The 23,569-nt window shown below is 39.9% G+C and carries 19 protein-coding genes; 9 read left to right on the plus strand and 10 right to left on the minus strand.

Annotation, left to right across the window (positions count from 1 at the left end):
* Positions 1-7 precede the first annotated feature (7 nt).
* The 4 genes from AC2IOM_RS14680 to AC2IOM_RS14695 form a co-directional block, all read right to left on the minus strand.
* The gene (locus AC2IOM_RS14680; protein ID WP_486360208.1) at positions 8-751 is read right to left on the minus strand and encodes a hypothetical protein; all 744 of its coding nucleotides are present in this window, start codon (positions 749-751) and stop codon (positions 8-10) included.
* Between the two features lie 127 nt (positions 752-878).
* Positions 879-1,682 carry a 2-oxoadipate dioxygenase/decarboxylase family protein gene (locus AC2IOM_RS14685; RefSeq protein WP_486360209.1) on the minus strand — a complete coding sequence of 268 codons (804 nt, stop codon included), beginning with the start codon at positions 1,680-1,682 and terminating at the stop codon, positions 879-881.
* Between the two features lie 74 nt (positions 1,683-1,756).
* Positions 1,757-2,779: an arginine N-succinyltransferase gene (gene astA, locus AC2IOM_RS14690; RefSeq protein ID WP_486360210.1), complete on the minus strand. Its 1,023-nt coding sequence runs from the start codon at positions 2,777-2,779 to the stop codon at positions 1,757-1,759.
* A 14-nt stretch (positions 2,780-2,793) separates the two neighbouring features.
* Positions 2,794-3,999: an aspartate aminotransferase family protein gene (locus AC2IOM_RS14695; RefSeq protein ID WP_486360211.1), complete on the minus strand. Its 1,206-nt coding sequence runs from the start codon at positions 3,997-3,999 to the stop codon at positions 2,794-2,796.
* Between the two features lie 138 nt (positions 4,000-4,137).
* Here AC2IOM_RS14695 and AC2IOM_RS14700 point away from each other — a divergent pair, with 138 nt between their 5' ends.
* A complete protein-coding gene (locus AC2IOM_RS14700; RefSeq protein WP_010559222.1) occupies positions 4,138-4,566 on the plus strand; it encodes an Lrp/AsnC family transcriptional regulator in 429 nt (142 codons plus the stop codon).
* A 39-nt stretch (positions 4,567-4,605) separates the two neighbouring features.
* Here the strand turns inward: AC2IOM_RS14700 and AC2IOM_RS14705 are convergent, their stop codons facing one another.
* The 4 genes from AC2IOM_RS14705 to AC2IOM_RS14720 all read right to left on the minus strand — a co-directional run bounded on the left by AC2IOM_RS14705 (position 4,606) and on the right by AC2IOM_RS14720 (position 12,783).
* On the minus strand, positions 4,606-7,908 hold the full coding sequence (locus AC2IOM_RS14705) for a methyl-accepting chemotaxis protein (protein ID WP_486360212.1): 3,303 nt from the start codon (positions 7,906-7,908) through the stop codon (positions 4,606-4,608).
* A gap of 133 nt (positions 7,909-8,041) precedes the next feature.
* Positions 8,042-8,497 (minus strand): dihydroneopterin triphosphate diphosphatase, encoded by a 456-nt coding sequence (gene nudB / locus AC2IOM_RS14710; RefSeq protein ID WP_486360213.1) that lies wholly within the window; start codon positions 8,495-8,497, stop codon positions 8,042-8,044.
* A gap of 148 nt (positions 8,498-8,645) precedes the next feature.
* Complete coding sequence (locus tag AC2IOM_RS14715; protein WP_486360214.1) at positions 8,646-11,723, minus strand: efflux RND transporter permease subunit; 3,078 nt, start codon at positions 11,721-11,723, stop codon at positions 8,646-8,648.
* A gap of 1 nt (position 11,724) precedes the next feature.
* A complete protein-coding gene (locus AC2IOM_RS14720) occupies positions 11,725-12,783 on the minus strand; it encodes an efflux RND transporter periplasmic adaptor subunit (protein WP_100915157.1) in 1,059 nt (352 codons plus the stop codon).
* Between the two features lie 103 nt (positions 12,784-12,886).
* On the opposite strand from AC2IOM_RS14720, the gene AC2IOM_RS14725 reads away from it, so the two are divergent.
* The 5 genes from AC2IOM_RS14725 (at position 12,887) to tsaB (ending at position 17,976) form a co-directional block, all read left to right on the plus strand.
* Complete coding sequence (locus AC2IOM_RS14725; RefSeq protein WP_100915158.1) at positions 12,887-13,771, plus strand: LysR family transcriptional regulator; 885 nt, start codon at positions 12,887-12,889, stop codon at positions 13,769-13,771.
* Between the two features lie 14 nt (positions 13,772-13,785).
* The gene (locus AC2IOM_RS14730) at positions 13,786-14,097 is read left to right on the plus strand and encodes an MGMT family protein (RefSeq protein WP_486360215.1); all 312 of its coding nucleotides are present in this window, start codon (positions 13,786-13,788) and stop codon (positions 14,095-14,097) included.
* 89 nt (positions 14,098-14,186) lie between these two features.
* On the plus strand, positions 14,187-15,275 hold the full coding sequence (locus AC2IOM_RS14735; RefSeq protein ID WP_486360216.1) for an HDOD domain-containing protein: 1,089 nt from the start codon (positions 14,187-14,189) through the stop codon (positions 15,273-15,275).
* A gap of 103 nt (positions 15,276-15,378) precedes the next feature.
* Entirely contained in the window at positions 15,379-17,292 is a 1,914-nt protein-coding gene (yoaA, locus tag AC2IOM_RS14740) for a DNA repair helicase YoaA (protein WP_475154479.1), read from the plus strand.
* Positions 17,293-17,295: 3 nt separating this feature from the next.
* The gene (gene tsaB, locus AC2IOM_RS14745; protein WP_486360217.1) at positions 17,296-17,976 is read left to right on the plus strand and encodes a tRNA (adenosine(37)-N6)-threonylcarbamoyltransferase complex dimerization subunit type 1 TsaB; all 681 of its coding nucleotides are present in this window, start codon (positions 17,296-17,298) and stop codon (positions 17,974-17,976) included.
* Between the two features lie 51 nt (positions 17,977-18,027).
* Here tsaB and AC2IOM_RS14750 read toward each other — a convergent pair whose 3' ends face one another.
* Positions 18,028-19,350 (minus strand): alkaline phosphatase, encoded by a 1,323-nt coding sequence (locus AC2IOM_RS14750; RefSeq protein ID WP_486360218.1) that lies wholly within the window; start codon positions 19,348-19,350, stop codon positions 18,028-18,030.
* Between the two features lie 80 nt (positions 19,351-19,430).
* Here AC2IOM_RS14750 and AC2IOM_RS14755 point away from each other — a divergent pair, with 80 nt between their 5' ends.
* The 3 genes from AC2IOM_RS14755 (at position 19,431) to rnd (ending at position 23,269) form a co-directional block, all read left to right on the plus strand.
* Positions 19,431-20,282, plus strand: coding sequence for an alpha/beta hydrolase (locus AC2IOM_RS14755; protein ID WP_486360219.1), 852 nt, complete (start codon positions 19,431-19,433; stop codon positions 20,280-20,282).
* A gap of 137 nt (positions 20,283-20,419) precedes the next feature.
* Positions 20,420-22,081, plus strand: coding sequence for a long-chain-fatty-acid--CoA ligase FadD (fadD, locus tag AC2IOM_RS14760; protein WP_054979813.1), 1,662 nt, complete (start codon positions 20,420-20,422; stop codon positions 22,079-22,081).
* 60 nt (positions 22,082-22,141) lie between these two features.
* Positions 22,142-23,269 (plus strand): ribonuclease D, encoded by a 1,128-nt coding sequence (gene rnd, locus AC2IOM_RS14765; RefSeq protein ID WP_486360220.1) that lies wholly within the window; start codon positions 22,142-22,144, stop codon positions 23,267-23,269.
* 42 nt (positions 23,270-23,311) lie between these two features.
* On the opposite strand, the gene minE is transcribed toward rnd, so the two are convergent.
* A complete protein-coding gene (gene minE / locus AC2IOM_RS14770; RefSeq protein ID WP_010559208.1) occupies positions 23,312-23,569 on the minus strand; it encodes a cell division topological specificity factor MinE in 258 nt (85 codons plus the stop codon).

The following is a 23,569-nucleotide window of genomic DNA, read 5'->3' on the forward strand; positions in this document are numbered from 1 at the left end:
TAAAATACTAATGAACAGGCATAGTATAATTTAGTAGGCGTTGTTTCCAGTGTTTCGTAAAGTCTTCACAGATTAAAATTGAATTTAACGTTAAATATAAGCTGTTATTTTGGCTTTTAGGCAACATGATATGGCGAGTAAATGTATCGTGATGTTTTTCTGCAATGTAGAAGTCGTTGTGGTCTTGTTTACTTAAATAAAGAAAGGTGTAATAGCTCAATATCGCAGTATCGATACGCTCTTTTTTCAACATATCAAATAATTGCGTTTCGCTTTGTGTATTTACGCGGGTTAATTTTTGCTGATTTGCTAACGAATCTATCCCTACGTATTTAAAGCCGTGAATGCCACCAACTCGTTTGTTTTCAAGATCTGATAGTTCGTTCACAATCACAGGGTGCTTACTTAAGCTCACAAATATATCTTGATCGGACATCATTTTCGGCGTCCAATGATAGCGTGATTGAGTCGGATCTCTAAACCATTTGGGATTTACACCTATGACTACACCGTTTAGTTTGTTTTGTTTCAAACGATGGTCGATGCGTTTTCTCGGCATGTACACCAATTTAAACTGATAGCCAGAATTCATTTGGTTGAGTAAATCGACGAACTCAAAATATAATCCTGATTTTTGCTCCAAGTCGATAACGTAAGGCGGCATATTATGATAGGTATATACCTCAACTTGGTTTTGTCTTGCGGTTAGTTGCAACGGTAAAATAAATAAAAGCAGTAAAATATATTTCATCAATCGGTATTAAGGCTCTCGATAAACACGCTTTCTAAATAATAGCGGCAGTTACAACACAGTTTATTAAGTATAGTGAGCGAATAATAAAAAACGAGCCATTGGCTCGTTTTTTATTATCTACCAATTAGCGTGCGTTGGTACTTTCAAAAATTTTGTCTGCCGATGCAGCAACAAAACCGGTGTAAATATCGCCGTCTGGTTTTGCGTAGCGCAGGGCAAATTCGTAAAAACAGCTAGGGATCGCTTTAACACCGTCGCTAAATGTTACGTCTGCTTTGTCAGCAAGCGTTGAAGACTGCTCTAGCAGTACTTCTGGTGAACCTTTGATCTCGCCACCTGAACTGTTTAGTTCAAAACCGGCATCTTTAAGTGCTGTGTTTACAGCTTCAATTGTTTCAAAATTAGCGAGGTGATTAATGCTAACCGTAAAGTGATTTGCACGGTAACCCCAAGCAGCAGTCCAAGCAGCGTATTCAGATTCTTCTAATAGTTTTGCATAGGTCGCTGAGTCAATTTGCCAATGCGCACCTGAGTATAAGAAATTATCAGCAGTAATTGCGTCTTCGTCGATTTGCTCAACTAATGCGTGAATTGTTTTTTGTAGCTCAGGCGAAAACTTTTCAACAAGTAATTCTGAAATAAACACTTTTGGTTTAGTCGGATCACTGTGCTCAAAATGCTTTGCATACAGTTTTTTAGCTTCAAAATGATACTCGCCACACTCTGTGTAGCCAACAGCTAAAAAGTGTTGCGCAAGTTTTTCAAGGCCCACTTTTTCGATATTAAATGTACGTAATGCAATGTGGTCATTAATCACGTCTGTTTGCTGAGTATCACCTAATAATTTGTGAACTTTAACTGCCGATGGCGTTACGTCTAAATAGCTTTGCCATAAGTTTTCAAATAATGTATCTACATTGTTGTGCATAATGTTACCTTTGTATTAGTGAACAGGGCGACCTGAACACTTTAATTGTGTATTAAAGTAGGTTTAAGCACGACCTAACTTAATTTTAAAATTCGTATTGAATCGCCACACTTAACGTTAAGCGCTGATGCTAATTCGCTGTCGATGATTGCCGTATCATCATTATCATCAATTGAAATATCACAGCTAAATACGGCTTTAAATGCATTGACTTCAAGGTTTGCAATCGCATAGGTATCAACACTTTGGCCTTTACCAATTTTCACCGTAAGCAAACGGCTTTCTCGTACACTTTTAATGTTATCCATTTGCGCTTCAACCGTTGGCCCTGCATCAAATAAATCAACATAACCGCGAAATTCAAAGCCTTCTTTTTCTAGCAATCTTAACGCGGGTTTTGTTTTATCATGAACATTACCGATGACGGCCTGAGCATCTTTGCTGAGCAAATTGGCGTAAATAGGGTATTTAGGCATCAGTTCGGAGATAAATACCTTATTGCCCGTACCAATTAAATGATCAGCAGTTGGAAAGTCAATTGAAAAGAAGTGTTCTTGTAACCATTGCCAAAATGGTGAATGGCCATTTTTATCAGAAACACCACGCATTTCTGCGATTACACGGTTTGAAAAACGTGCTTGATGCTGAGCCATAAATAAAAAGCGAATACGCGATAGAAAACGACCAGCTAAACCACTGCGGTGTGATTCTTTCAAGAACAAGGTACAGATTTCAGTGGCACCTGTGTAATCGTTACACATGGTGAGAATGTCAACTGTGTTGTAAACACCTAGTGTACTTGAGTGGTGAACTGTCTTACCCATATGATAATGGTAAAGTGGTACATCGAGTCCAACAGCAGCTTCAATTGCAGTAGTGCCAACAATTTCACCTGTATTGGTGTCTTCTAATACGAATAAGTAGCCTTCATCGCGTGGTGCACTTACGTCTTTTTCAAAGCTCTCCACTGCGCGATTAATTTTACTTTCGAGTAAATCATCGCAAACAGGGAGCGATGTAAAGCCGTGGCCAGACGCTTTTGCTACTTCTTTCAAAGCAGCAAAGTCGTGTTTTGTAATTGGTCTAAGTACTAACATAGCCAGCTTGGTTATTAACCGTTAACAACCGCCGCTACGGCTTTTTCAAAACGTGCTAAACCTTCAGCAATATCTTCATTTGGAATAACTAATGAAGGCGTGAAACGTACTACGTCAGCACCTGCTACAAGCGCCATAAGGCCGTTATCTGCAGACGCTACTAGGAAATCGCGAGCACGACCTTTGTAACTATCGTTAAGAACTGCACCGATTAATAAACCTTTACCACGTACTTCACTAAATACATTATATTTCGCGTTAATAGCATCTAACCCTTCACGGAAAAGCGTTTCTTTTTGGCTAACACCGTCAAGTACATCTGCTTGGTTAACGGTATCGAACGCAGCTTCTGCAACTGCACACGCTAGTGGGTTACCGCCGTATGTTGAGCCATGAGTACCAATTTTAAGGTGCTTAGCGATTTCAGTCGTGGTGATCATCGCACCAATTGGGAAACCGCCACCTAATGCTTTCGCTGTTGTAAGGATATCTGGCGTTACACCTAAACCTTCATACGCATAAAGTGTGCCTGTACGGCCAACACCTGTTTGCACTTCATCAAAAATAAGTAGTGCATTGTGTTTATCACATAGCTCGCGAACACCTTGGATAAATTCAGGCGTTGGTGAAATGATACCACCTTCACCTTGCAGTGGTTCAAGCATTACAGCACATGTGTTGTCATCGATTAGTTTCGCAAATGAATCTAGGTCGTTGTAATCACAGTGAACAATATCACCAGGCTTAGGACCAAAACCGTCAGAATAGGCCGCTTGGCCACCCACCGTTACGGTAAAGAACGTTCTGCCGTGGAAGCCTTTGTTAAATGCGATAATTTTTGATTTTTCTGCACCGAAGTTATCAAGGGCAAAACGACGTGCAAGTTTAAGCGCCGCTTCGTTTGATTCAGCACCTGAGTTTGCAAAGTAAACTTTGTCAGCGAAAGTAGCATCTACTAACTTCTTAGCAAGACGAAGTGCTGGTTCGTTTGTCCATACGTTCGATAAATGCCAAATTTTTTCTGATTGTTCTTTTAACGCATTTACCAAAGCAGGATGACAATGGCCTAAACAGTTTACCGCGATGCCGCCTGCAAAATCGATAAACTCTTTATCGTTTTGATCCCATACACGTGAACCTTCACCTTTAACTGGAATTACCGCTGAAGGGGCATAGTTAGGTACCATTACATCATCAAATAAAGCACGATTTACAGCCATTATTCTTTCCTCAATCTTGTTGTCTAATTACTTAAAATTTAATTATTTCAATTATTGAATCTATTAAGGCCATTTTGTAGTGTAAAAATAACCATATTAACGATATTATTTAGCAAATTGTTTATACTTTTGGTCAATATGATTAGTGATACAGATAAAAGTTTAATTAATGCGCTAAAAGAAAACGCCCGTTTGAGCGTTTCAGACTTAGCGAGAAAGCTATCTTTGAGCCGCTCAACCATACAAAACAGACTTGCCCGACTGGAGTCTACTGGTGTGATTACTGGTTACAGCGTAAAGCTTGGTGAAGATTATTTAAAAAATAGGGTGAGCGCCCATGTATCCATTAAGGTTAAACAAAAATTAACAACACAAACTAATGTCGAATTAAAGCGATTCACCGCTATTTCCCAGCTCTATGCAATAAGCGGTGAATACGACTTAATAGCAGTGGTAGAAGAAAGCTCGTTAGAGCAACTGAGTCATACGCTGGACGAAATCGGTAATTTAGATGGCGTAGAGCGCACTACATCTTCTGTTATTCTAGAAACCAAGTTTAAGCGCTAATTGCAAAAACTTGGTTTAGAATATAACGCCACGTAATGTTTATGCGCGTCTACTGGCTGGGATCAGCTCACCTGAAATCATTGGTGTCGGCTCAGTGGGGCTGCTAGTTTTAAAGTACTCCAGTAAATGATTCATATTGTTCGCACGCTCAGCCATTAAGTTAGCGGCTGCCATGGTTTCTTCTGTTACCGCTGAATTTTGTTGTACGATAGTCGCTAATCGCTGCACAACCACATCGACTTCTTTTAAGCTATGACTTTGATTGTTTGAGCTTTCACTGATTTTATGAATACTTTGATTTACTTCTTCAACGCGCTCCACAATTTGTAATAGCTTCTCACCCGATGCAACTGATAACTGACTACCTAAATGGACTTTATCGTTACTGTCAGAAATAATATCGCGAATTTGCTTTGCCGATTTGGCACTGCGACTTGCAAGTTCACGCACTTCATTTGCAACCACCGCAAAACCACGTCCATTTTCACCAGCACGCGCAGCTTCCACCGCGGCATTTAGTGCTAACAGGTTAGTTTGAAAGGCAAGTCCGTCAATTACTTCAACAATTTCATTAATACTCTTACTGGACTTTTCAACTTCTTCAATGGATTGCTGGGTTTCAAGCGACAGTGACTTGCCTTGTTTGGCACTTTCTGTGGCAATGTTACTTTGTGATACCGCACGCTTTGATTGTTCTACAACGCCGTATACTTCTTCGAGTAATGTTTTAGTACTGGCGCTTGCTTGTTCTAGGCTTGCAGCTTGTTCTTCCGTGCGTTCGCTTATTTCCGTATTACTGACCGAGATTTCTTTCGCACACTGTTTTACTTCTTCGGCAGACGCTTGAATATTGCCGATTACATCGATTAGTTGTTTTGTTGTGCGATTAATATTCTGCTGTAGCTGCGAAAAAATACCGTGGAAGTTACCTTGCATCTGCTTGCTCAAATCACCGTTCGCTAATGCCTCTAAACTGGTAGAAACCTCGTTAATGGCTGTGGCTGTTGCAGTAACAGAGCTATTGATATCTGTTTTCAGCTGCGCTAAATCACCTTTAAACTCAAGTTCAATAAACTGCGTAAAGTCACCTTTTTTCATCGCTTCGGCGACATCGCTAAGCGATGCGATAACTTCTTTAACACTGTTGACTGAACTATTAATATTGGTTTTTAACGCATCTAACTGTCCTTTCATAGTTGCGTCTATTTGTTGGCGATAATCGCCTTGGCTAATACCATTCATTACTGCGCTAATATCGTTGATGGCGTGATTTACCGATTTGATACTGATATTGACATCATCTTTAAGGCGCGCGAACTGACCTGTCATTTCACTTTCAACCTGAGAGCTAAAATTACCTTCACTGACGTTTGCCATAACAAATGAAATGTCGTTAATAACAGTAGAAATATTTAGAATGGTTTGGTTAATTTTTTGTTTTAACAGATCTAATTGGCCATTGAGTGGCACACTAATTTGCGCGTCAAGGTTACCATCACTAAGTTCTGCCATAGTATAATCTATGGTATTTATGGCGTTGTTAATGCTTGAAATAGTTTGGTTAATGCCTTGCTTTAGTTCATCTAACTTACCGTTACAGTCAACCGTCACTTGTTGTTCAAAGTCGCCTTGAGCCATAGATTGCATGACATTAACAATGTCACTTATTGCTAAATCTAACGTTGTTAACGTTGAATTAATATTGTCTTTTAATGTATTTAAATCGCCTGCCATAGGTGAATTGATGGTTTTATCAAACTTACCTTGAGACATTGCGTTTACAACGGAGTTTAACTCTGACATCGCTAAGCTTATGGATTCTGCGCTATCGTTGGTTGCTTGTTTTAGCAATGCCAGTTCGCCTTTACATTCTGTGGTTATGCGAGCGTCAAAATCACCTTTAGCAAGTTGTTGCATAACGCGATTGGTGTCCATAATTGATGCTTGTAAACTCGCAAGCAAGTTGTTGAAAGCACCCGCCGTATCGCCAATCTCATCGTTATTCATTTCAGTCGTACGTTTCGAAAAATCGCCGGTATTTTCAACGCTTTTCATTAATTCAGATAAATGTTTAATCGGTGCTGCTAAAAATGCAGCAAACTTAGGTGCTGTGTATGCAACAGCTGCAATCACTAATAACAGCACTAAGGTAAGAATAAGTGCAAGTCTATCAACTGCGGCAAAAGCTTCACTTTCATCAATTTCGGCTAGTAAGCTCCAGGTAATATCGAACACCTCAAGTGGTTGATATGTTGAAAGTACGGGGTTACCGTTGTAGTCATCAATAATTTTTTGCCCAGCTACGCCTTGTAATGATTGTTCTATGGCGTAGGTATTTACACTGCCTTTTTCAGGGTTTTTAAATGAATTAATTACCGAGTGATTTACTGGGTCAAGATATGAATCAGAGCGCATTAATTTATCAGGGCCAACAAGATAGGTTTCACCGGTTTCACCTAGACCATCTCGATTGCTCATAATGTTATTAAGCGCATTAATCGAAAGCTGAAAAATTAAGGTAGTTTCGCCATCGATCGACATTGCGATAAAACTTGCTGGATTGTTATATGAGGGGAAATAAGGTTGATAATCAATAAACGCAACGTCATTTCCTGTTTTTATGCTCTGTGACTTTTTGAAAACACTGGCGATGTTGCTGTTTGCATAAGGGCCATCAAGTAGCGATGTCGCAAAATCTAACTCTTTATAAACAGAGTAAATAATATTGCCAGTGCGATTATCAACAATAAACAAGTCATAAAACTCATAATATTCCGTTAGATTGGTAAAATAGTCATGATACCGGCTGTGCACATTATCGTACGAATCACCTATACCGCTAGTACTTAGCTGTTGTTTACTACCGATTGGATTAGCATTGTCTAAAATGTAACGGGTTTGTAGCGCAACAGCCGTTGAACTTAAGGCATCAAAATTAACGTTAAGCTGTTGAATATTCGGGTTTGTTTTTTTAAATTCATCAAAAAAAACATTATTGTAATAGTTTTTGAGGGCAGGTTTTGAGGTGTTATCGGTATTAACTTCATCAAACGCTTGTCTAAATTCGATGGCGGCTGACTTTGTCGTGGGGCTCAGTGCGGTAGTCACTAGCTTGAGCTCTACTTGTTTAAAGTAGCGTTCGAGGCCGCTTTTTTTGATACTGCTTATTGCAGATAATTGATTATAAACTTGTGATTTAATTGCGTTTGACGAGTTGTAATAGGCAATAATAAACACGATCAGCAGCGGAACGACTGCAACAACTAAAAACGAAAGAGTTAACTTTTTAGATAAGTTAATATTTGCAAAGTATTGGCGTAAAGTTAGCGGTAACCTAGTCATAACCTTCCTTAGTGCTAATCCATGAATTAATTAATCAGTATTAAGTTCTAATTAAGTCTAAAACATAAATTGACTATCGCAATTTTGCTGCTATCGAAAATGGTTTTTTAGGTTTTATTTTTTGTAAAAATGGCTAAATAAGTTTACACATTGTTTGTTCATAACAAGACGTTATCGCTTGTTTGTTCGAATCGGACCATAAAATTTCTAAGGTGTCTTGGTAATTAAGCCATTTATAAGCTAAGTGTTCATTGGGATGCAAAACGATAGATTGTGTCACTGGTACCAACAAATGAAATACAAACTCAGTGTTAATAGTACAGTTAGGTTTATAACGACTACGCCACTGTGGTCTAATTTCATAGCGATTTGTAATATTTAGGTCTTTGATTGTTAGGTCTTGCTTATGGCAATTAATGCCTGTTTCCTCAAGCACTTCGCGATATGCACAGGCAAGGGCGGTTTCGTTTTGTTCAATGCCACCAGTAACCGATTGCCAAAAGGATGGGTCGTCTGCACGTTGCATCACCAAAAATTGATTTTGAGTATTTTGAATAACCACAAGCACCGAATAGGGATCACGAAGCATAATTGAGCAAACCGTTTTTTATCCACAGTATACCGATAACAATAGTGAGTTAAACTAATGTGTTAATAAACTTAGTATTTACGTTTAAAGTAACGTGCAGGTAAGTGGGTGTCCCACGCTAAGGCGCTTTAACGTGGGACAGGTGTCGCTAGGCTTTGTTGTTTTCTGGTTTAACGCCAAATACTAAAGTATACAGCGCAGGAATTACCAGCAAAGTAAGAATGGTTGCAAACCCTAAACCAAACATAATGGTCACTGCCATCGATTTAAAAAACACATCGAATAGTAGCGGGATCATACCCAGAATCGTTGTAATGGCGGCCATAGACACCGGTCTCAAACGACTCAGTGCAGAATGATAAACGGCGGTGTATGGGTGTTTATTTTCACTCAGCTCGAGTTCAATTTGATCCATAAGCACAATGCCATTTTTAATCAGCATACCCGATAAGCTCAACAAACCAAGTAAGGCCATAAAGCTAAATGGGCTGCTCATGGTAAACAAACCAATGGTAACGCCAATTACCGCAAGCGGTACAGTAGCCCAAATAATTAACGGTTTTTTAATCGAGTTAAATAGTAGCACCGTAATAATAAACATCACTAGGTAGCCAAGCGGTAATGAGCCAAAAATGGCTTTTTGTGCCTTAGATGCAGATTCAAACTCGCCGCCCCAATCTAATTGATAACCTTGCGGCAGTTTTATCGCTTCAATTTGTGGTTTTACACGCTTTAATAAATTTGCCGCGGTTTCATCACCTAGAATATCCGGATCGGCCATAACCGTTATGGTGCGTTTACGGTCGCGACGCAATATTAAGTTATTTTCCCATTCGGTATTAAAGCCATCGACGATTTGTTCGATTGATACGTAAACACCAAGCGTTGGGCTGAAAATTTGTAAGTCATAAAGCGAGTCTACATTAAGACGCTCTGATGCAGGTGAGCGCGCGATGATCGGCAACATGCGTGTACCATCACGGTATAGACCAACCTGGCGTCCCGATAGGGTCGTTAATAACACATTGTCTAAATCGGCTTTACTAATGCCTAATCGACGGGCTTTTTGTTCATTAAACTGCGGACGGATAACTTTTGTTAATTCGCGCCAATCATGTTTAATGTTATACGCCGCGCCATCAGCATTTAATATTTCAATGGCTTGGTTAGCTAAATCGCGCAGCACTTTAGGGTCGTGCCCTTGAAAACGCGCTTCAATCTTTGCATCGGTTGATGGACCAATCTCCATGCGTTTTAGTTTAATAACCGCATTATGTAAATTTTCATCGGCATAATCGCGTACATCAGCTAACAATTCATTAAGTGATTCTAGATCCGTCGTTCTGATAATTAATTGACCAAACGCAGGGTGAATTTTTTCTGGCGCGTAGGTCAGCATAAAACGAGGAGCACCTTGCCCAATTGTACTGGTTACTTCAACAACTTGTGGTTTGGCAAGTAAGTACTCTTCTAACGCAGAAATATCTTTTTCCGTTGCTCTAATATCAGACCCTTGATAACGCCAATAGTCTAAGTAGAACATCGGCGTGTTTGATGGTGGGAAAAATGACTGTTTAACATTACCGAACAGTACTAATGCACCAAGTAACGATACGAACATAATTGCAAGTGTACTTTTTGGCCACGCTAAAACGGTTTTAAGTACTTTGCCGTAAAAAACGAATAATGCCCCTTTATAAAGTTCATCAGCATCAAGTTCATTGTCAGGGTTATGTTCAATTTCACTTTGTTTAAACAGCACACTGGCTAAAAACGGAGTAATTGTAATAGCTGTTACCCAGCTCAATAAAAGTGAAATTAGTAAGACATAAAATAGGCTTCCAGCAAATTCACCTGTTGCGTCAGAACTTAGGCCTATTGGGGCAAAAGCAGTGATAGCGATAATCGTTGCGCCTAATAATGGCCATTTAGTTTGATTAACAATGCTGTTAGCCGCTTTTACTTTGCTGTAACCTTTTTTAAGGCCAACCAAAATACCTTCTGTTATAACAATGGCGTTATCAACGAGCATACCTAACGCAATGATCAAAGCACCTAAAGAAATACGTTGCAGGTCAATTTCTTGAACCAACATAAAGATAAAGGTACCAAAAACGGTAATAAGTAGTACCGCGCCAATCAGTAAGCCACTGCGAAACCCCATAAATAGCAACAGTACCGCAATTACAATTGCAACCGCTTGTGCCAGCGACATAATGAAATCATCAACTGACTTCTCAACTTCTTTAGGCTGGTTGTAAAGTGTGTTAATTTCAATGCCATACGGTCTTTGATATTCAAGTGATGCAAGGTGGTTAGACAAACGCTCGCCCACATCAACCACGTTAACGCCTGATGCGAACGACACGCCTAATAGCAGAGTTTGTTTACCTGCATAATGAGTTGGATTATTAGGTATTTCTGGGTATTCACGTTTTACTGTGGCAACATCACCTAAGTAGATAATTTCTTTTGCGCCTGGTTTTGAGATCAGCAGATCTTCAAGTTCCGACACATCTTTAAATTCGCCAGTAGGGTGGAGACGAATTGATTCGCCTTCTACGGTTACTTTACCCGCGTTTGATACGGTATTCTGATTTTGCAATAACTGGTATATCACGTTGGCGGAAATACCAAGTTGCGCCAGTTTATGACTCGAAATCTCGACGGTCACTTGCGGTTTTTGTTCGCCAGCAACGGTGACTTTACCAACGCCGTCTACTAGTACTAATTCACGGCGTAAGTAATCAACGTAATTTTCAAGTTCTTCATAAGAGTAATCATCGCCGTTAATTGCGTAAAGCACACCATAAACGTCGCCAAAATCATCCATTACACTTGGCGGATAAATACCCGAAGGTAAGCGCGGTGATAAATCATTTATTTTACGGCGCAATTCATCCCAAATTTGCCTTAGTTCTTCTTTGCGATAGGTACTTTTCATCTCAACCGCAATTTGCGATAAACCGGGTGAAGAAATAGACGTAACATAATCAACATACGGCAGTTGTTGAATCACGTTTTCAATGGGATAGGTAACTTCCTGTTCAACTTGCTCTGGCGATGCACCTGGGTAGCGTGTTATCACCATGGCCTTCTTTAGGGTAAATTCAGGGTCTTCTAAACGACCAAGTTGCTGATAAGAAAACACACCGCCGAGTAATAAAATTAGCGTAAACAGCCAGCTTATGGTGCGTTTTTCAATTGACGTTTCAGCAATGCTCATATTATAAGCCTCGCTCTTTAGTCCATGGACGCACTAAGCTTTGTTCCGATAATTGGTGTACGCCTGCACTCACGATTTTGTCGCCCGGTTGTAGGCCGCTTTCAACTTCAATTCCACTTTTATGAATTTCACCTAAGATGATTTTAACTTTTTCTATTGAACCGTCGTTAAAACGCCAAACAAACGAGTTTTCACTGGCATCACTAAATACCGCAGTCGTTGGAATAGTGAATTTTTGTTGATCTGAACGGAACACTTTATTCAAATCAATTAGTACATTGCCCGTCATGCCTGCGAGCAGATTAAAATCGCTCGGTAGCGGTAAGGTAAATACCACTCGATAACTTAACGTTAACGGATCCGCTTGGGTATCCCATTCTTTAAGTGACAGTGAATACGCCTTATTTGGAAAGCTATCGAATACAACTTGTGGCTTATAATTCGTTTGTTTATCGACACGCGCTACCAATTTTTCCGGAATTTGAATGGTTACGTCCATCAAATCACGGGTTTCGATGCGCATAATATTTTGCTTCGCAACAACACTCTCAAAGTTCTTAATAAATACTTTACTAATGGTGCCGGAAAACGGTGCTCGTAAAACAGTATATTCTAAATCAGTTTGCGCTTTTTCTAATGCAGAGAGCGCAACTTGCATATTGGCCTTTGCTTGATCTAATTCCGCTTGTGATGCGATGCCTTTTTGTTTTAGCGTTTCGGTACGTTCGAGTTGATTTTTCGCAAGCTTGTAACGCGCTTCTCTGTCAGCGAGCTGTAGTTTAAAATCTTCAGGATCAAGCTTGGCAAGCACATCGCCTTTTTTGACTGCTTGGCCTGCGAGTGTAGGAAATTCAATTAGTTCGCCATTCACTCTAAACGATAAATAAGATCCTTGATTTGCCTCTACTTTAGCAGGGAAACGCCTGATGTTCGGGCTTCCTGAATCAGGTACGGTAAAAAGTTTAACAGGACGAGAAATGACAGATTCAGTTTTTTCTGGCGCTGCATCTTTGCAGGCAGTTAATAGCATTACTGGTAAACACAGTAAAAAGGCGCGCATCTTATTATCCTAAAAAGAAAAAGTTAATTAACTATAGCCAGAATAACGAAACACAATATAAAATAATATTTATAAAAAATTACTAACTATATAAGTTTTAATAATGAAGTTGAGTCAATTGAAGATTTTAGACGCAATTGTTAGTTCTCAAAGCTTAAAACAGGCAGCTGAAAAGTGTCATAAAACCCAGCCTGCACTGACCATGGCGATGCAAAAGTTAGAACAGGACATTGGTTTTACCTTAATTGACCGCAGTGGTTATCGTTTAAAATTAACGCCAGCTGGTGAGCGCTTTTATAAGCAAGCTAAGCGGGTGTTATCTGGCTGCGATGAGCTTGATAAAATTAGTTCAACATTAGCACTTGGTTATGAACCGAGTATCTGTATTGCGTATGAGCAATTGGCGGGAGACCAGCGTATAAGCCAACTCTTTGGTAAAATTATTCAACAATTTCCGCGTACGCAGTTCAAAATAGTCGGTGGTTCGCGGTTTCAAGCAGTTGAAAAACTCGCCAAAGGAGAGGTTGATATTGGCATTGGTCCTTGGTTTGATATTTTTCACGCGTCAGGGGATTTCCAAAGCGTTTTACTTAAACCGATCGACGTAATTTTAGTGGCGTCACCGAAAATCTTACCTGAAGGCCGAACAACTTTAGCAAGTGATGAACTTGATGCGATTCCATGTTTAACCTTAAAACCCACTGAATTGCCTTTTGACGATGAAAAATTGTCGTTTGCAAAAGGCTCGCAAGTGGTGATGGTGGAAGAGTTGGCAACATTGCGCTCTTTATTATTACAGGGCGTGGGTTGGGGGTTAGCTGCAAAACACGTGTGTAAAACTGAACTGGAAAATGGTGATTTAGTGCAAATAAGATTACGTGACGATGAAGACCAATTTCAATCTGAGTTACGTGCTTTTCGCAGTAATCGTAATTTTTACGGACCGGTTGCCAGTGCAATTTGGCAAGGGCTACAAGAACTTTACTAATTTTAGGTTTTAACATGACGCAAGAAGAAAAAGTACAAGCAATTTTACTGGTGGTCGGGTCCATTCCAAGCGGAAAGGTGTGTACCTATGGCAAAATAGCAGAAATGGCTTCACTAAAAGGGCATGCCCGTTTAGTGGGAACCGTGATGAAAAAACTGCCAACTGGCAGCCGTATTCCTTGGTTTAGAGTGATTAACTCACAAGGTAAAATTAGTTTCCCCGAAAACAGCGAAAAATATCAACAGCAGAAATCTCTGCTTGAACAAGAAGGAATTGTGTTTAAAGGAACAAAAGTAAACTTAAAAGTCTGTATGTGGCAGGTATAACGCGATAGCAAATTTAAATGCATTTGTCGTTTCGCATCTTAGACGTTACGGTTTACAATTAAGCATTATTTAACGTGAATCGCAGTAGTATGTTTAGACGGTTAATATCAAAGGTTTTTCCAACTTTAAAGCAAGAAGTTGAAGCGAATCATTACTTCTTTGAAGACACTAAAGATGTGCCTGAAAACCTAGATATTCAATATAATCAAAATACTGCTGATGTGTCTGATCTTACCTTTGAATTAAACAATACAGTTCATTATCAAGACCGCTTTTTTGAACTGTTATTTAATAGCGCAATCACCACATCTCAGTGCGACCCGATAAATGAATTTATTGAAAGTAAAATCCTACAGTTATTACGCCAGCCGCAATATATTTTGAAAGCGTTGCCACTTGTACCGAGTTCGTTAACCCAAGTTATGAATACGCTCAATCAGGCAGAATTTGATGTTGAAATACTTGTCAATCTGATTAGCGATGACCCTGTTATTGCGGCCAAAGTCATTGAACTTGCCAATTCTGCGTATTACAACCGCACAAACAAGCCGATTTCAGATATAAAAGCTGCATTTATGTTGCTCGGGCAAAAAGGGCTGTCTGAGGGGGTGATTAACGGCTTTGTGGCACAAATGGTACCCAAAGCACAAATCTATTTTAAAAACTATGGCAAGCATTTATGGTCGCATAGCCAAACTACAGGGCGCTTAAGTCAACAGTTAGCCATTAAATATAAAATTAACGCAGAACAAGCTTATTTAGTCGGTTTGCTCGTAAATTTGGGCAGTATGGTTATTTTTCAATTAATGATTGATGCGTTTTCAAGCGTCTGTCCTGATACTCAGCCAAATGCCCAAAATATTAAACGTTTAGTAACGGATTATGGTCAGCGTTTAACCCTTGATATCGCAAAACTTTGGAATTTTCCTCGTGAAATATTAGAAAGCTTAGCAGTACAAAATAAAATCAGCACAGAGCATGAGTTACTAAAATATTCCGAACGATATCCTATTGGTGGGTGTGTTTATCAAGCTAACCAACTTGCAATATTATCGCTGCTGGTAAAACACAACAAAATCGAATTAGAAGATTTCGATTTCAACAATGCAACGATAACGTTACTAACAAAAGAAGAAGCGAGTTTACTGATAAATCATAGCGCTAATGCCGTGATTTAAGTCATTAATGCTTGTTAGCTTGCTTATTTAAAACGGCCTTTTTCTTGTTGTCAGTATGCTTAATCGTTACACTTGCACTCCATTTTTAAAACACGTGCTTTAAATGAATAGTATCGACGATTTGTTTGGTAAATCAGGCCCGTTCGCCCTCGCGATTAAAGGGTATGCACCCAGGCAACCACAAATTGATATGGCCAAGTCGGTCGCTTTAGCAATTGCAAAAGACGAGCAGGCAATTGTTGAAGCAGGAACAGGGACCGGTAAAACATTTGCTTATTTGGTCCCTGCGTTACTATCAGATAAAAAAGTGATGGTGTCGACTGGCTCCAAAGCACTGCAAGAGCAATTATTCCATCGAGATTTACCTGCGTTAAAAAAGATCCTCGGAAAAGGCAAAAAAATTGCCCTGTTAAAAGGGCGTTCCAACTATTTATGTATTGAACGTTTAAATCAGCACGTTGCCCATGTACCAGTAGACGACCCCGATGTTATGCATCAACTTGCCATGGTGGCAAAATTTTCGGGCGAAACACGCTCAGGCGATATGGCCGATTGCAGCGGGATAGAAGAAGATGCCAAAGTTTTACCTTATGTGACATCTACGACGGATAATTGCCTTGGTAAAGAATGTCCATCATTTCAAGATTGTTTTGTTAGAAAAGCCCGCGTTAAAGCCATTGAATCAGACTTAGTGGTGGTTAATCACCATCTATTTTTGGCTGATGCAGTTGTTAAAGAATCTGGCTTCGGCGAGCTTATTCCAAATGTTAATTGTTATATTTTCGATGAAGCGCATCAGTTACCAAACATTGCATCAGACTATTTTGCCTCGCGCGTAAGCACACGTATGGTAATCGAGCTTGTTCGCGATATTCGCTTAGTGTATCGCGCTGAGCTCTTCGACATGATCCAGCTGGGTAAAACATTAGATAAACTTGAAACTGCGGTATTTGATTTACGCTTGCAATTTCCAAGTGACAGCCAACGTGGTGACTGGCAACAAATGATCAAACAAGCCAATGTGTATCGTGCGATTGAGCGGGTAATAAACGATATTAGCTTTTTATATCAAGTGCTTAAATTATGCCTTGAACGCAGTGACAAAATTGAAAAATTGTTTGAACGCACAGCCAGCCTAAAAGGCCAGTTAGAAACCATGTACGACGCACAAAAACCGGGATTTAGTTTTTGGTTTGAAACAACTAAGCGTCATTTAACGTTCAGTATTACGCCTCTTAATGTATCAGAACGATTTCGGGCACTTGTTGATAATGCAACGTCGAGCTGGGTTTTTACCTCGGCAACCCTTGCGGTAAATGGCGATTTAACCCACTTCGCAAAAGATTTAGGCTTAAATACCAAGATTATGGAAGTGTACGACAGCCCGTTTGACTACGAAAACCAAGCGTTATTGTGTATACCGCGTTACCTACCTGAGCCGAGTAAATCGGAAATGGGTTTTTCCATAGTTAGCATTGCAAAACAAATGATTAAAGCAGCAAAGGGGCGTTGTTTTATCTTGTTTACCAGTTATCGCATGCTTAACTTAGTGGCAGATGGCTTATCGCACAGCGTTGAATATCCGCTTTTAGTTCAAGGGCAAGCGTCAAAACGTATTTTGTTAGAGAAATTTGTGATGCATGGTAACTCTGTCTTGCTTGGTACAGCATCATTTTGGGAAGGGGTTGATGTGCGAGGTGATGCGCTGTCATGCGTGATTATTGACAAATTGCCGTTTGCAGCGCCCGATGATCCCTTATTACAGGCAAAGATGAAATCCCATAGCGGGCAGGGCAATGACCCGTTTTATTCACTGCAATTACCTGGGGCTGTTATTGCGTTAAAACAAGGCGTTGGCCGCCTAATTCGTGACCGAAAAGATAAAGGCGTGCTGGTGATCTGTGATAATCGCTTAGTGACTAGGGAATATGGTAGAATCTTTTTAGCAAGTTTACCCAATATGGCGCGCACTCGCGATCTCGCAAAAGCGTCTGCATTTTTAGAAAAAATTAAATAGATTATGTCAAATATACTTCTTATAGATGCTGCTACAGAAGCGTTGTCTGTAGCCGTTAGCTGTGATTTAGAAAACGCTCACTTTGAGGTGTGCCCTCAACAACATAGCCAAAAAATGTTGCCGCTGGTCGATAGTATTTTAAATAGCGCAAACACGAATCTAAAAGCACTGGATGCTATCGCGTTTGGCCGCGGTCCTGGCAGCTTTACCGGTGTGCGCGTTGGTGTTTCGGTTACGCAAGGGCTGGCATATGCCGCAAATTTACCTGTAATCGGTATATCAAACTTACAAATGATGGCACAACAGGCATTTGACACGACAGAAGCAGATTATGCAATCGCAACGATAGACGCGCGTATGGGCGAAATTTATTACGCAGAATTTAAGCGTGATGAAAATAATCTCGCAGCGTTTATGTCAAACGAAATGGTGATAAAGCCAGAAGAGTTAACCCTGCCAGAATACGATGCCGTAGTTGTGGGTACCGGTTGTCAAACGTATAAACCGCACTTTGAAGCAACAAATTTAACGATTTTAGATGAGATAACGCTACCAAATGCACGTTTTATGACGAAATTAGCAGAGCGTGAACTGGTCGCTGGCAATACGGTGGTTGCCGCAGATGCGCAGCCTGTTTATGTGCGAGACACGGTAACGTGGAAAAAATTACCGGGCCGAGAATAGGTTAAGTATAAAGACTGTGTCGATAACTATCGGCACAGTCTTTGTTTGGGTTTATCTTTGCTTAATGTAGTTAATTAACTGATTTGCGATTTCGGTATTGTCTAAGTGGCCTTTAAAGGCGTCGGCACCTTTGCCATACGCTAAAATTGGCACATCAATCGCGGTGTGACCGCCTGTAGTCCAACCTGTATTTGACGCATCACTAATTAGTTGTCGTACATGTTTTACCAATGCTTCTTTTTCTTTGTGCTCATCATCTTTTTCGCGCTTAGCACTGGCGGTAAGCATAGCCAGCTGCTCTGCTTGCGATTTATCTAACTTAATGCCAGTTTTGTCTGACCAAGTAGTTAAAAGGTGATCACTTTTCATCAGCGCTTTGGCAATTTTAGTAATACTCGCGTTAACGCCTTTTATTACATCTGTATGCCAAGAATAGTGGCCATTGGCACCAAGAGTTAACCCGCCGGTACTGTGATCTGCAGTAACCACAAGTAAGGTATCTGGATTTTGGTCTACGTATTGTTTTGCATGCTTAATTGCATTGGCAAAATCATCCATTTCAGCCATCGCGCAGGCAATATCGTTAGCGTGACCACACCAATCAATTTGTGAGCCCTCAAGCATTACAAAGAAACCATCTCGCTTATTGTTATCAAGTAATGACAGGGTTTTCTTTGCCATATCAGCAAGTCGTGTAGGGTTTTGGTCAATTGCATACGCAAATGCCACATCAGAAAATAAGCCAATTGCTGGTAGCGACTTAATCGATTCTAGTTTGTCAAAATCATCGACATATTGATAACCTGCTTGTTTGAATTCAGACACAAGATTTCGGTCATCACGAATAAAATATTTAGTACCGCCACCAAGCATTAAATCTACCGCTAGCTTTCCATCTACTTTAACATCAACGTAATCGTTAGCAATTTCGTCATAGTTACGGCGGCTTTCGTTATGCGCGGCGAAGCTTGCAGGCGTAGCATGGTTAATTTGTGATGTTGCAACTAACGCGGTAGTAAAGCCTTTTGATTTTGCGATTTGCAGCATCGTAGTTAACGGTTTTTTTGCGGAATCAACTGCAATTGCGCCATTGTAGCTTTTAGTAGCCGTTGAAAGTGCCGTTGCACCTGCAGCACTGTCTGTAACTACTGTATCGTCATCAGGGCTAGTGCTAGCAAGACCAACAAATAGCTCATCAAAGATTGTACGCTCTACGTATTTAGTACTTTTGTCATCTTTAAAGTAGCGATAACCAGTAGTGTAGGCGGGTCCCATGCCATCACCAATCATATAAATAATATTCTTCGGTGCTTCTGCATACGCTAAACTGCTGCTTGCCAATAATACTGTTGAGGCAATTAACGATTTTTTCATGTGTATTGTTTTTCTGTGTTATTTTGCGCTAAACATAACGTATTTATGCACTAAATTACATTTTTATCGGTGAAATTACATTGCAAGTTACAATAACAGAAACATCGTACGAAATTGATGAATTAAAAATCGCATGTCAGCGATTAGACAATAGCAATACAAAAATTATCGCACTGCATGGTTGGCAGGATAATAGTAATTCGTTTATACCCCTTATTAATCAAATGCCTCAATATGATTGGTATGCGATTGACTTCCCAGGCCACGGACTTTCAAGCTGGCGTAATAAACAAGCGCATTATTACTTTATTGATTATGTAGATGATGTTTATCGCGTGTTACAGCAAATCGCACCAAATGAAAAGGTGATTATTGTTGGTCACTCAATGGGGGCTATGGTTGCTAACCTATTTGCTGCCTGTTTTCCTGATAAAGTTAAGTGCGTTATTGCAATTGAGGGACTAGCGTGTATTACAACACCGGAAAGTGAAGTAACAGCACAATTAAAAAATGCCATTGAAAGCCGTGCTAAACCAAGTAGTAAGCGCGTGTTTAAATGCTTTGACCAAGTTGTTAATGCGCGACTTGCAGTAAGTGATTTAGATTACGACAATGCTGCACTTATTATGAAAAGAAACACACAGCAAGAAGAAGGTGGCATTAAACTTTTGACTGACCCTAAACTCAAACATCACTCTGGCTTTCGCTTTACTCCAAGCCAATGCCAAGCGATTTGTAAAGATACAACTGTACCAATGCTCCTAATAAAAGCGATAAATGGATTTAAAATGATATCGCAAGCGATTGAAAATTATGGACAACTCTATACAAATTTAGGTGTAATAGAGGTCCCTGGTGGGCATCATTGTCATATGGAATATGCGCAAGTGATTGCGAAAGAGGTTGACGTTTACGTAAACGGTGTAAACTAAAGTTTGTATAACGTGCCTAAATATGTGAATATTAGCCCTTTAGAGTAATTACTCAATTGTTAAATTGCCTTACATGAATTAAGGTTTAAGTTGAACACAAAAACACAAACAATAAATATAATTTATAGGAGCCTATCGTGGAAAAGATTTGGTTGAAGCGTTACCCAGCAGGTGTTCCTGCTGAGATAGATCCACAGCACTATGACTCCCTGCTTGAACTATTTGAAAAAAGCTTTCAAGACTATGCAGATCTTCCTGCCTTTGAAAATATGGGTAAGGTATATACATACCAACAGATGGATGACGCAACTAAACGATTTGCTTCATATCTTCAAAATCAACTGGGCGTTAAGAAAGGTGATAAAGTTGCGGTGATGATGCCGAACTTATTGCAAACGCCAATAGCAATTCTTGGTACACTGCGTGCGGGCGCGACTGTTGTAAATGTAAACCCGCTTTACACTACGCGTGAGCTTGAGCATCAATTAAACGATTCAGAAACAAGCACTATTATTATTCTTGCTAACTTTGCTCGTACACTTGAAGAAGCATTACCAAAGACGAATGTTAAAAACATCGTAGTTACTGAAATCGGCGATATGTTAGGTGGTGTTAAAAAGCACTTAGTTAACTTTGTTGTAAAACACCTTAAGAAAATGGTGCCAAGCTATAGCTTACCAAACATTATCGATTTCACAGATGTGATGAAATCTGGTGATGTATCTAAATATACGCGCCCACATTTAACGCAAGATTGTTTAGCATTCTTACAGTATACCGGTGGTACTACCGGTGTATCTAAAGGTGCCATGCTTACACATGGCAATATGGTAGCAAACCTTGAGCAAGTAACGGGTTGTTTAGACCCACTACTTAATAAAGGTAAAGAAATGGTAGTAACAGCGCTACCGCTTTATCATATTTTTGCCTTAACCGCGAACTGCCTAACCTTTATGAAGTACGGTGGTCATAACCTTTTAATCACTAATCCGCGTGATATGAAAGGGTTTATTAAAGAGCTTCAGGGCAAAAAGTTTACCGTAATGACAGGTGTAAATACCTTGTTTAACGGTCTGTTAAACACGCCTGGATTCTCAGAAATTGATTTTTCATCACTTAAAATATCGCTTGGTGGCGGTATGGCAGTACAACGCCCAGTTGCTGAAAAATGGCAAACGGTTACTGATTCTCGCTTAGTTGAAGGTTATGGATTAACGGAATGTGCGCCACTTGTTACTGTTAGCCCGTATGACCTTGCAGCATTTAATGGCTCAATTGGTTTACCAGCACCAAGCACAGAACTTAAAATCGTAAAAGAAGATGGTACTGAAGCAGAACTGGGTGAAGCAGGGGAGCTTTGGGTTAAAGGTCCTCAGGTAATGAAAGGTTATTACAATCGTCCAGAAGCTAGCGCAGAATGTTTAAAAGACGGCTGGTTTGCAACGGGTGACGTTGCTAAATACGATGAAGAAGGCTTCTTCTATATTGTTGACCGTAAAAAAGACATGATTATTGTATCTGGCTTTAACGTATTCCCAAATGAAGTGGAAGAAGTGGTAGCAATGCATGAAGGTGTGCTTGAAGTTGCGGCTGTCGGTGTACCACATGAAGTAAGTGGTGAACAAGTTAAGATTTTTGTCGTGAAAAAAGACCAAAGTCTGACAGAAAAAGATATAATCAAGCACTGTCGTGAAAACTTGACCAATTATAAAGTGCCAAAGTTTGTGGAATTCCGCGAAGATTTACCAAAAACAAATGTTGGTAAAATTTTAAGACGCGCACTTAAAGAAGCAAGTTAAATAGGGAATACCCTAAAAAGAAAAACCGGCAATCTGCCGGTTTTTTTATGAGGAAAAGTAGTGCAATACTCATTTATTACAGAACAACAAGAATTAGATTCAGCGGTCGCTAACTATAAAAACAAATCGGTACTCGCGGTAGATACCGAGTTTATGCGACGTCGCACCCTTTACCCAGAGCTTGCATTATTGCAAATTTACGACGGCGATCGTATTTGCCTTATTGATCCAACGTTAGATCTAGATTTGTCATCATTTTGGCAGCTAATGGAAAATCCGAATATTATTAAAGTGTTGCATTCGCCATCTGAGGATCTTGAAGTATTTGCACGACACGGTAATTGTACTCCAGCGCCCTTGTTTGATACTCAGTTTGCATTAAGTTTATTAGGCGAGCGCAACTGTGTTGGTTTTGCCAATATGGTTGAAATGTTACTTGAAGAGCAAATCGACAAAAGTGAATCACGCACTAATTGGTTGCAACGCCCCTTAACGAAAGCCCAGTTAGATTATGCAGCTGCCGATGTATTTTATTTAATGCCTTGTTTTAACATCATTAGAGAAAAGCTAAATGATGATAAGCAAGCGATTGTGTTTGGTGAAAGTGCGGTTATTGCTAATAAACGCAAATATGAAACGCCATTAGAACTTGCCTATCTAGATATTAAAAACGCGTGGCAACTTAACCCGAAACAATTAGCTGTGCTGCAGCAGTTAGCAGCTTGGCGCTTAAATCGCGCCCGTGAGAAAAACTTAGCACTTAACTTTATCGTTAAAGAACACATTTTATTCGAGATAGCTAAAACGCAGCCAACTCATTTTGGTGCATTAAAACGTTTATGTGAAGGCGACCAAGGCTTACTTAATCGTTATGGTAAAACCTTGTTAAATCTTGTGAAAATCGGTTTAGATAAAGACGAAGCCGAGCATCCAGAAAAAATCCAACGCTTAATAGACTTTCATGGCTATAAAAAAACGTTAAAAGAGCTACGTGCTGAGCTTGAAAAAATAGCCAAAGACAATGAGATTCCACTTGATGTGCTAGCAAGTAAAAAGCAGATGAATCAATTGATCAGCTGGAAGTGGAAAGGCCAGTCTAAGTTTGATGAAGGTGCGCTCTTAAAACCCGATTTAATGACGAGTTGGCGTGGTGAAATGGTTAAGCATTCACTAAAAGATTGGTTTTAAACTGACATTAAAAAAGCCTGCTTCACGCAGGCTTTTTTATGTTTACTTATCGTCAGGCAAAGTGACATTGAGTTCGAGTACAGCCAAGTCATCTTCGTTTTGCTCAAGCTGAACTTGAACCTGATCTTGCTCGATATTTACGTATTTACGGATCACTTCAAGAATATCTTGTTTAAGCTGTGGTAAATAATCAGGCGTACCACGACTTGAGCGCTCATGCGCTACGATGATCTGTAATCGTTCTTTAGCTAAACTTGCTGTTGTTTTCTTTTGTGAGCGAAAGTAATCAAGTAATGACAC

Source organism: Pseudoalteromonas sp. NS-SX12 (assembly GCF_057367955.1).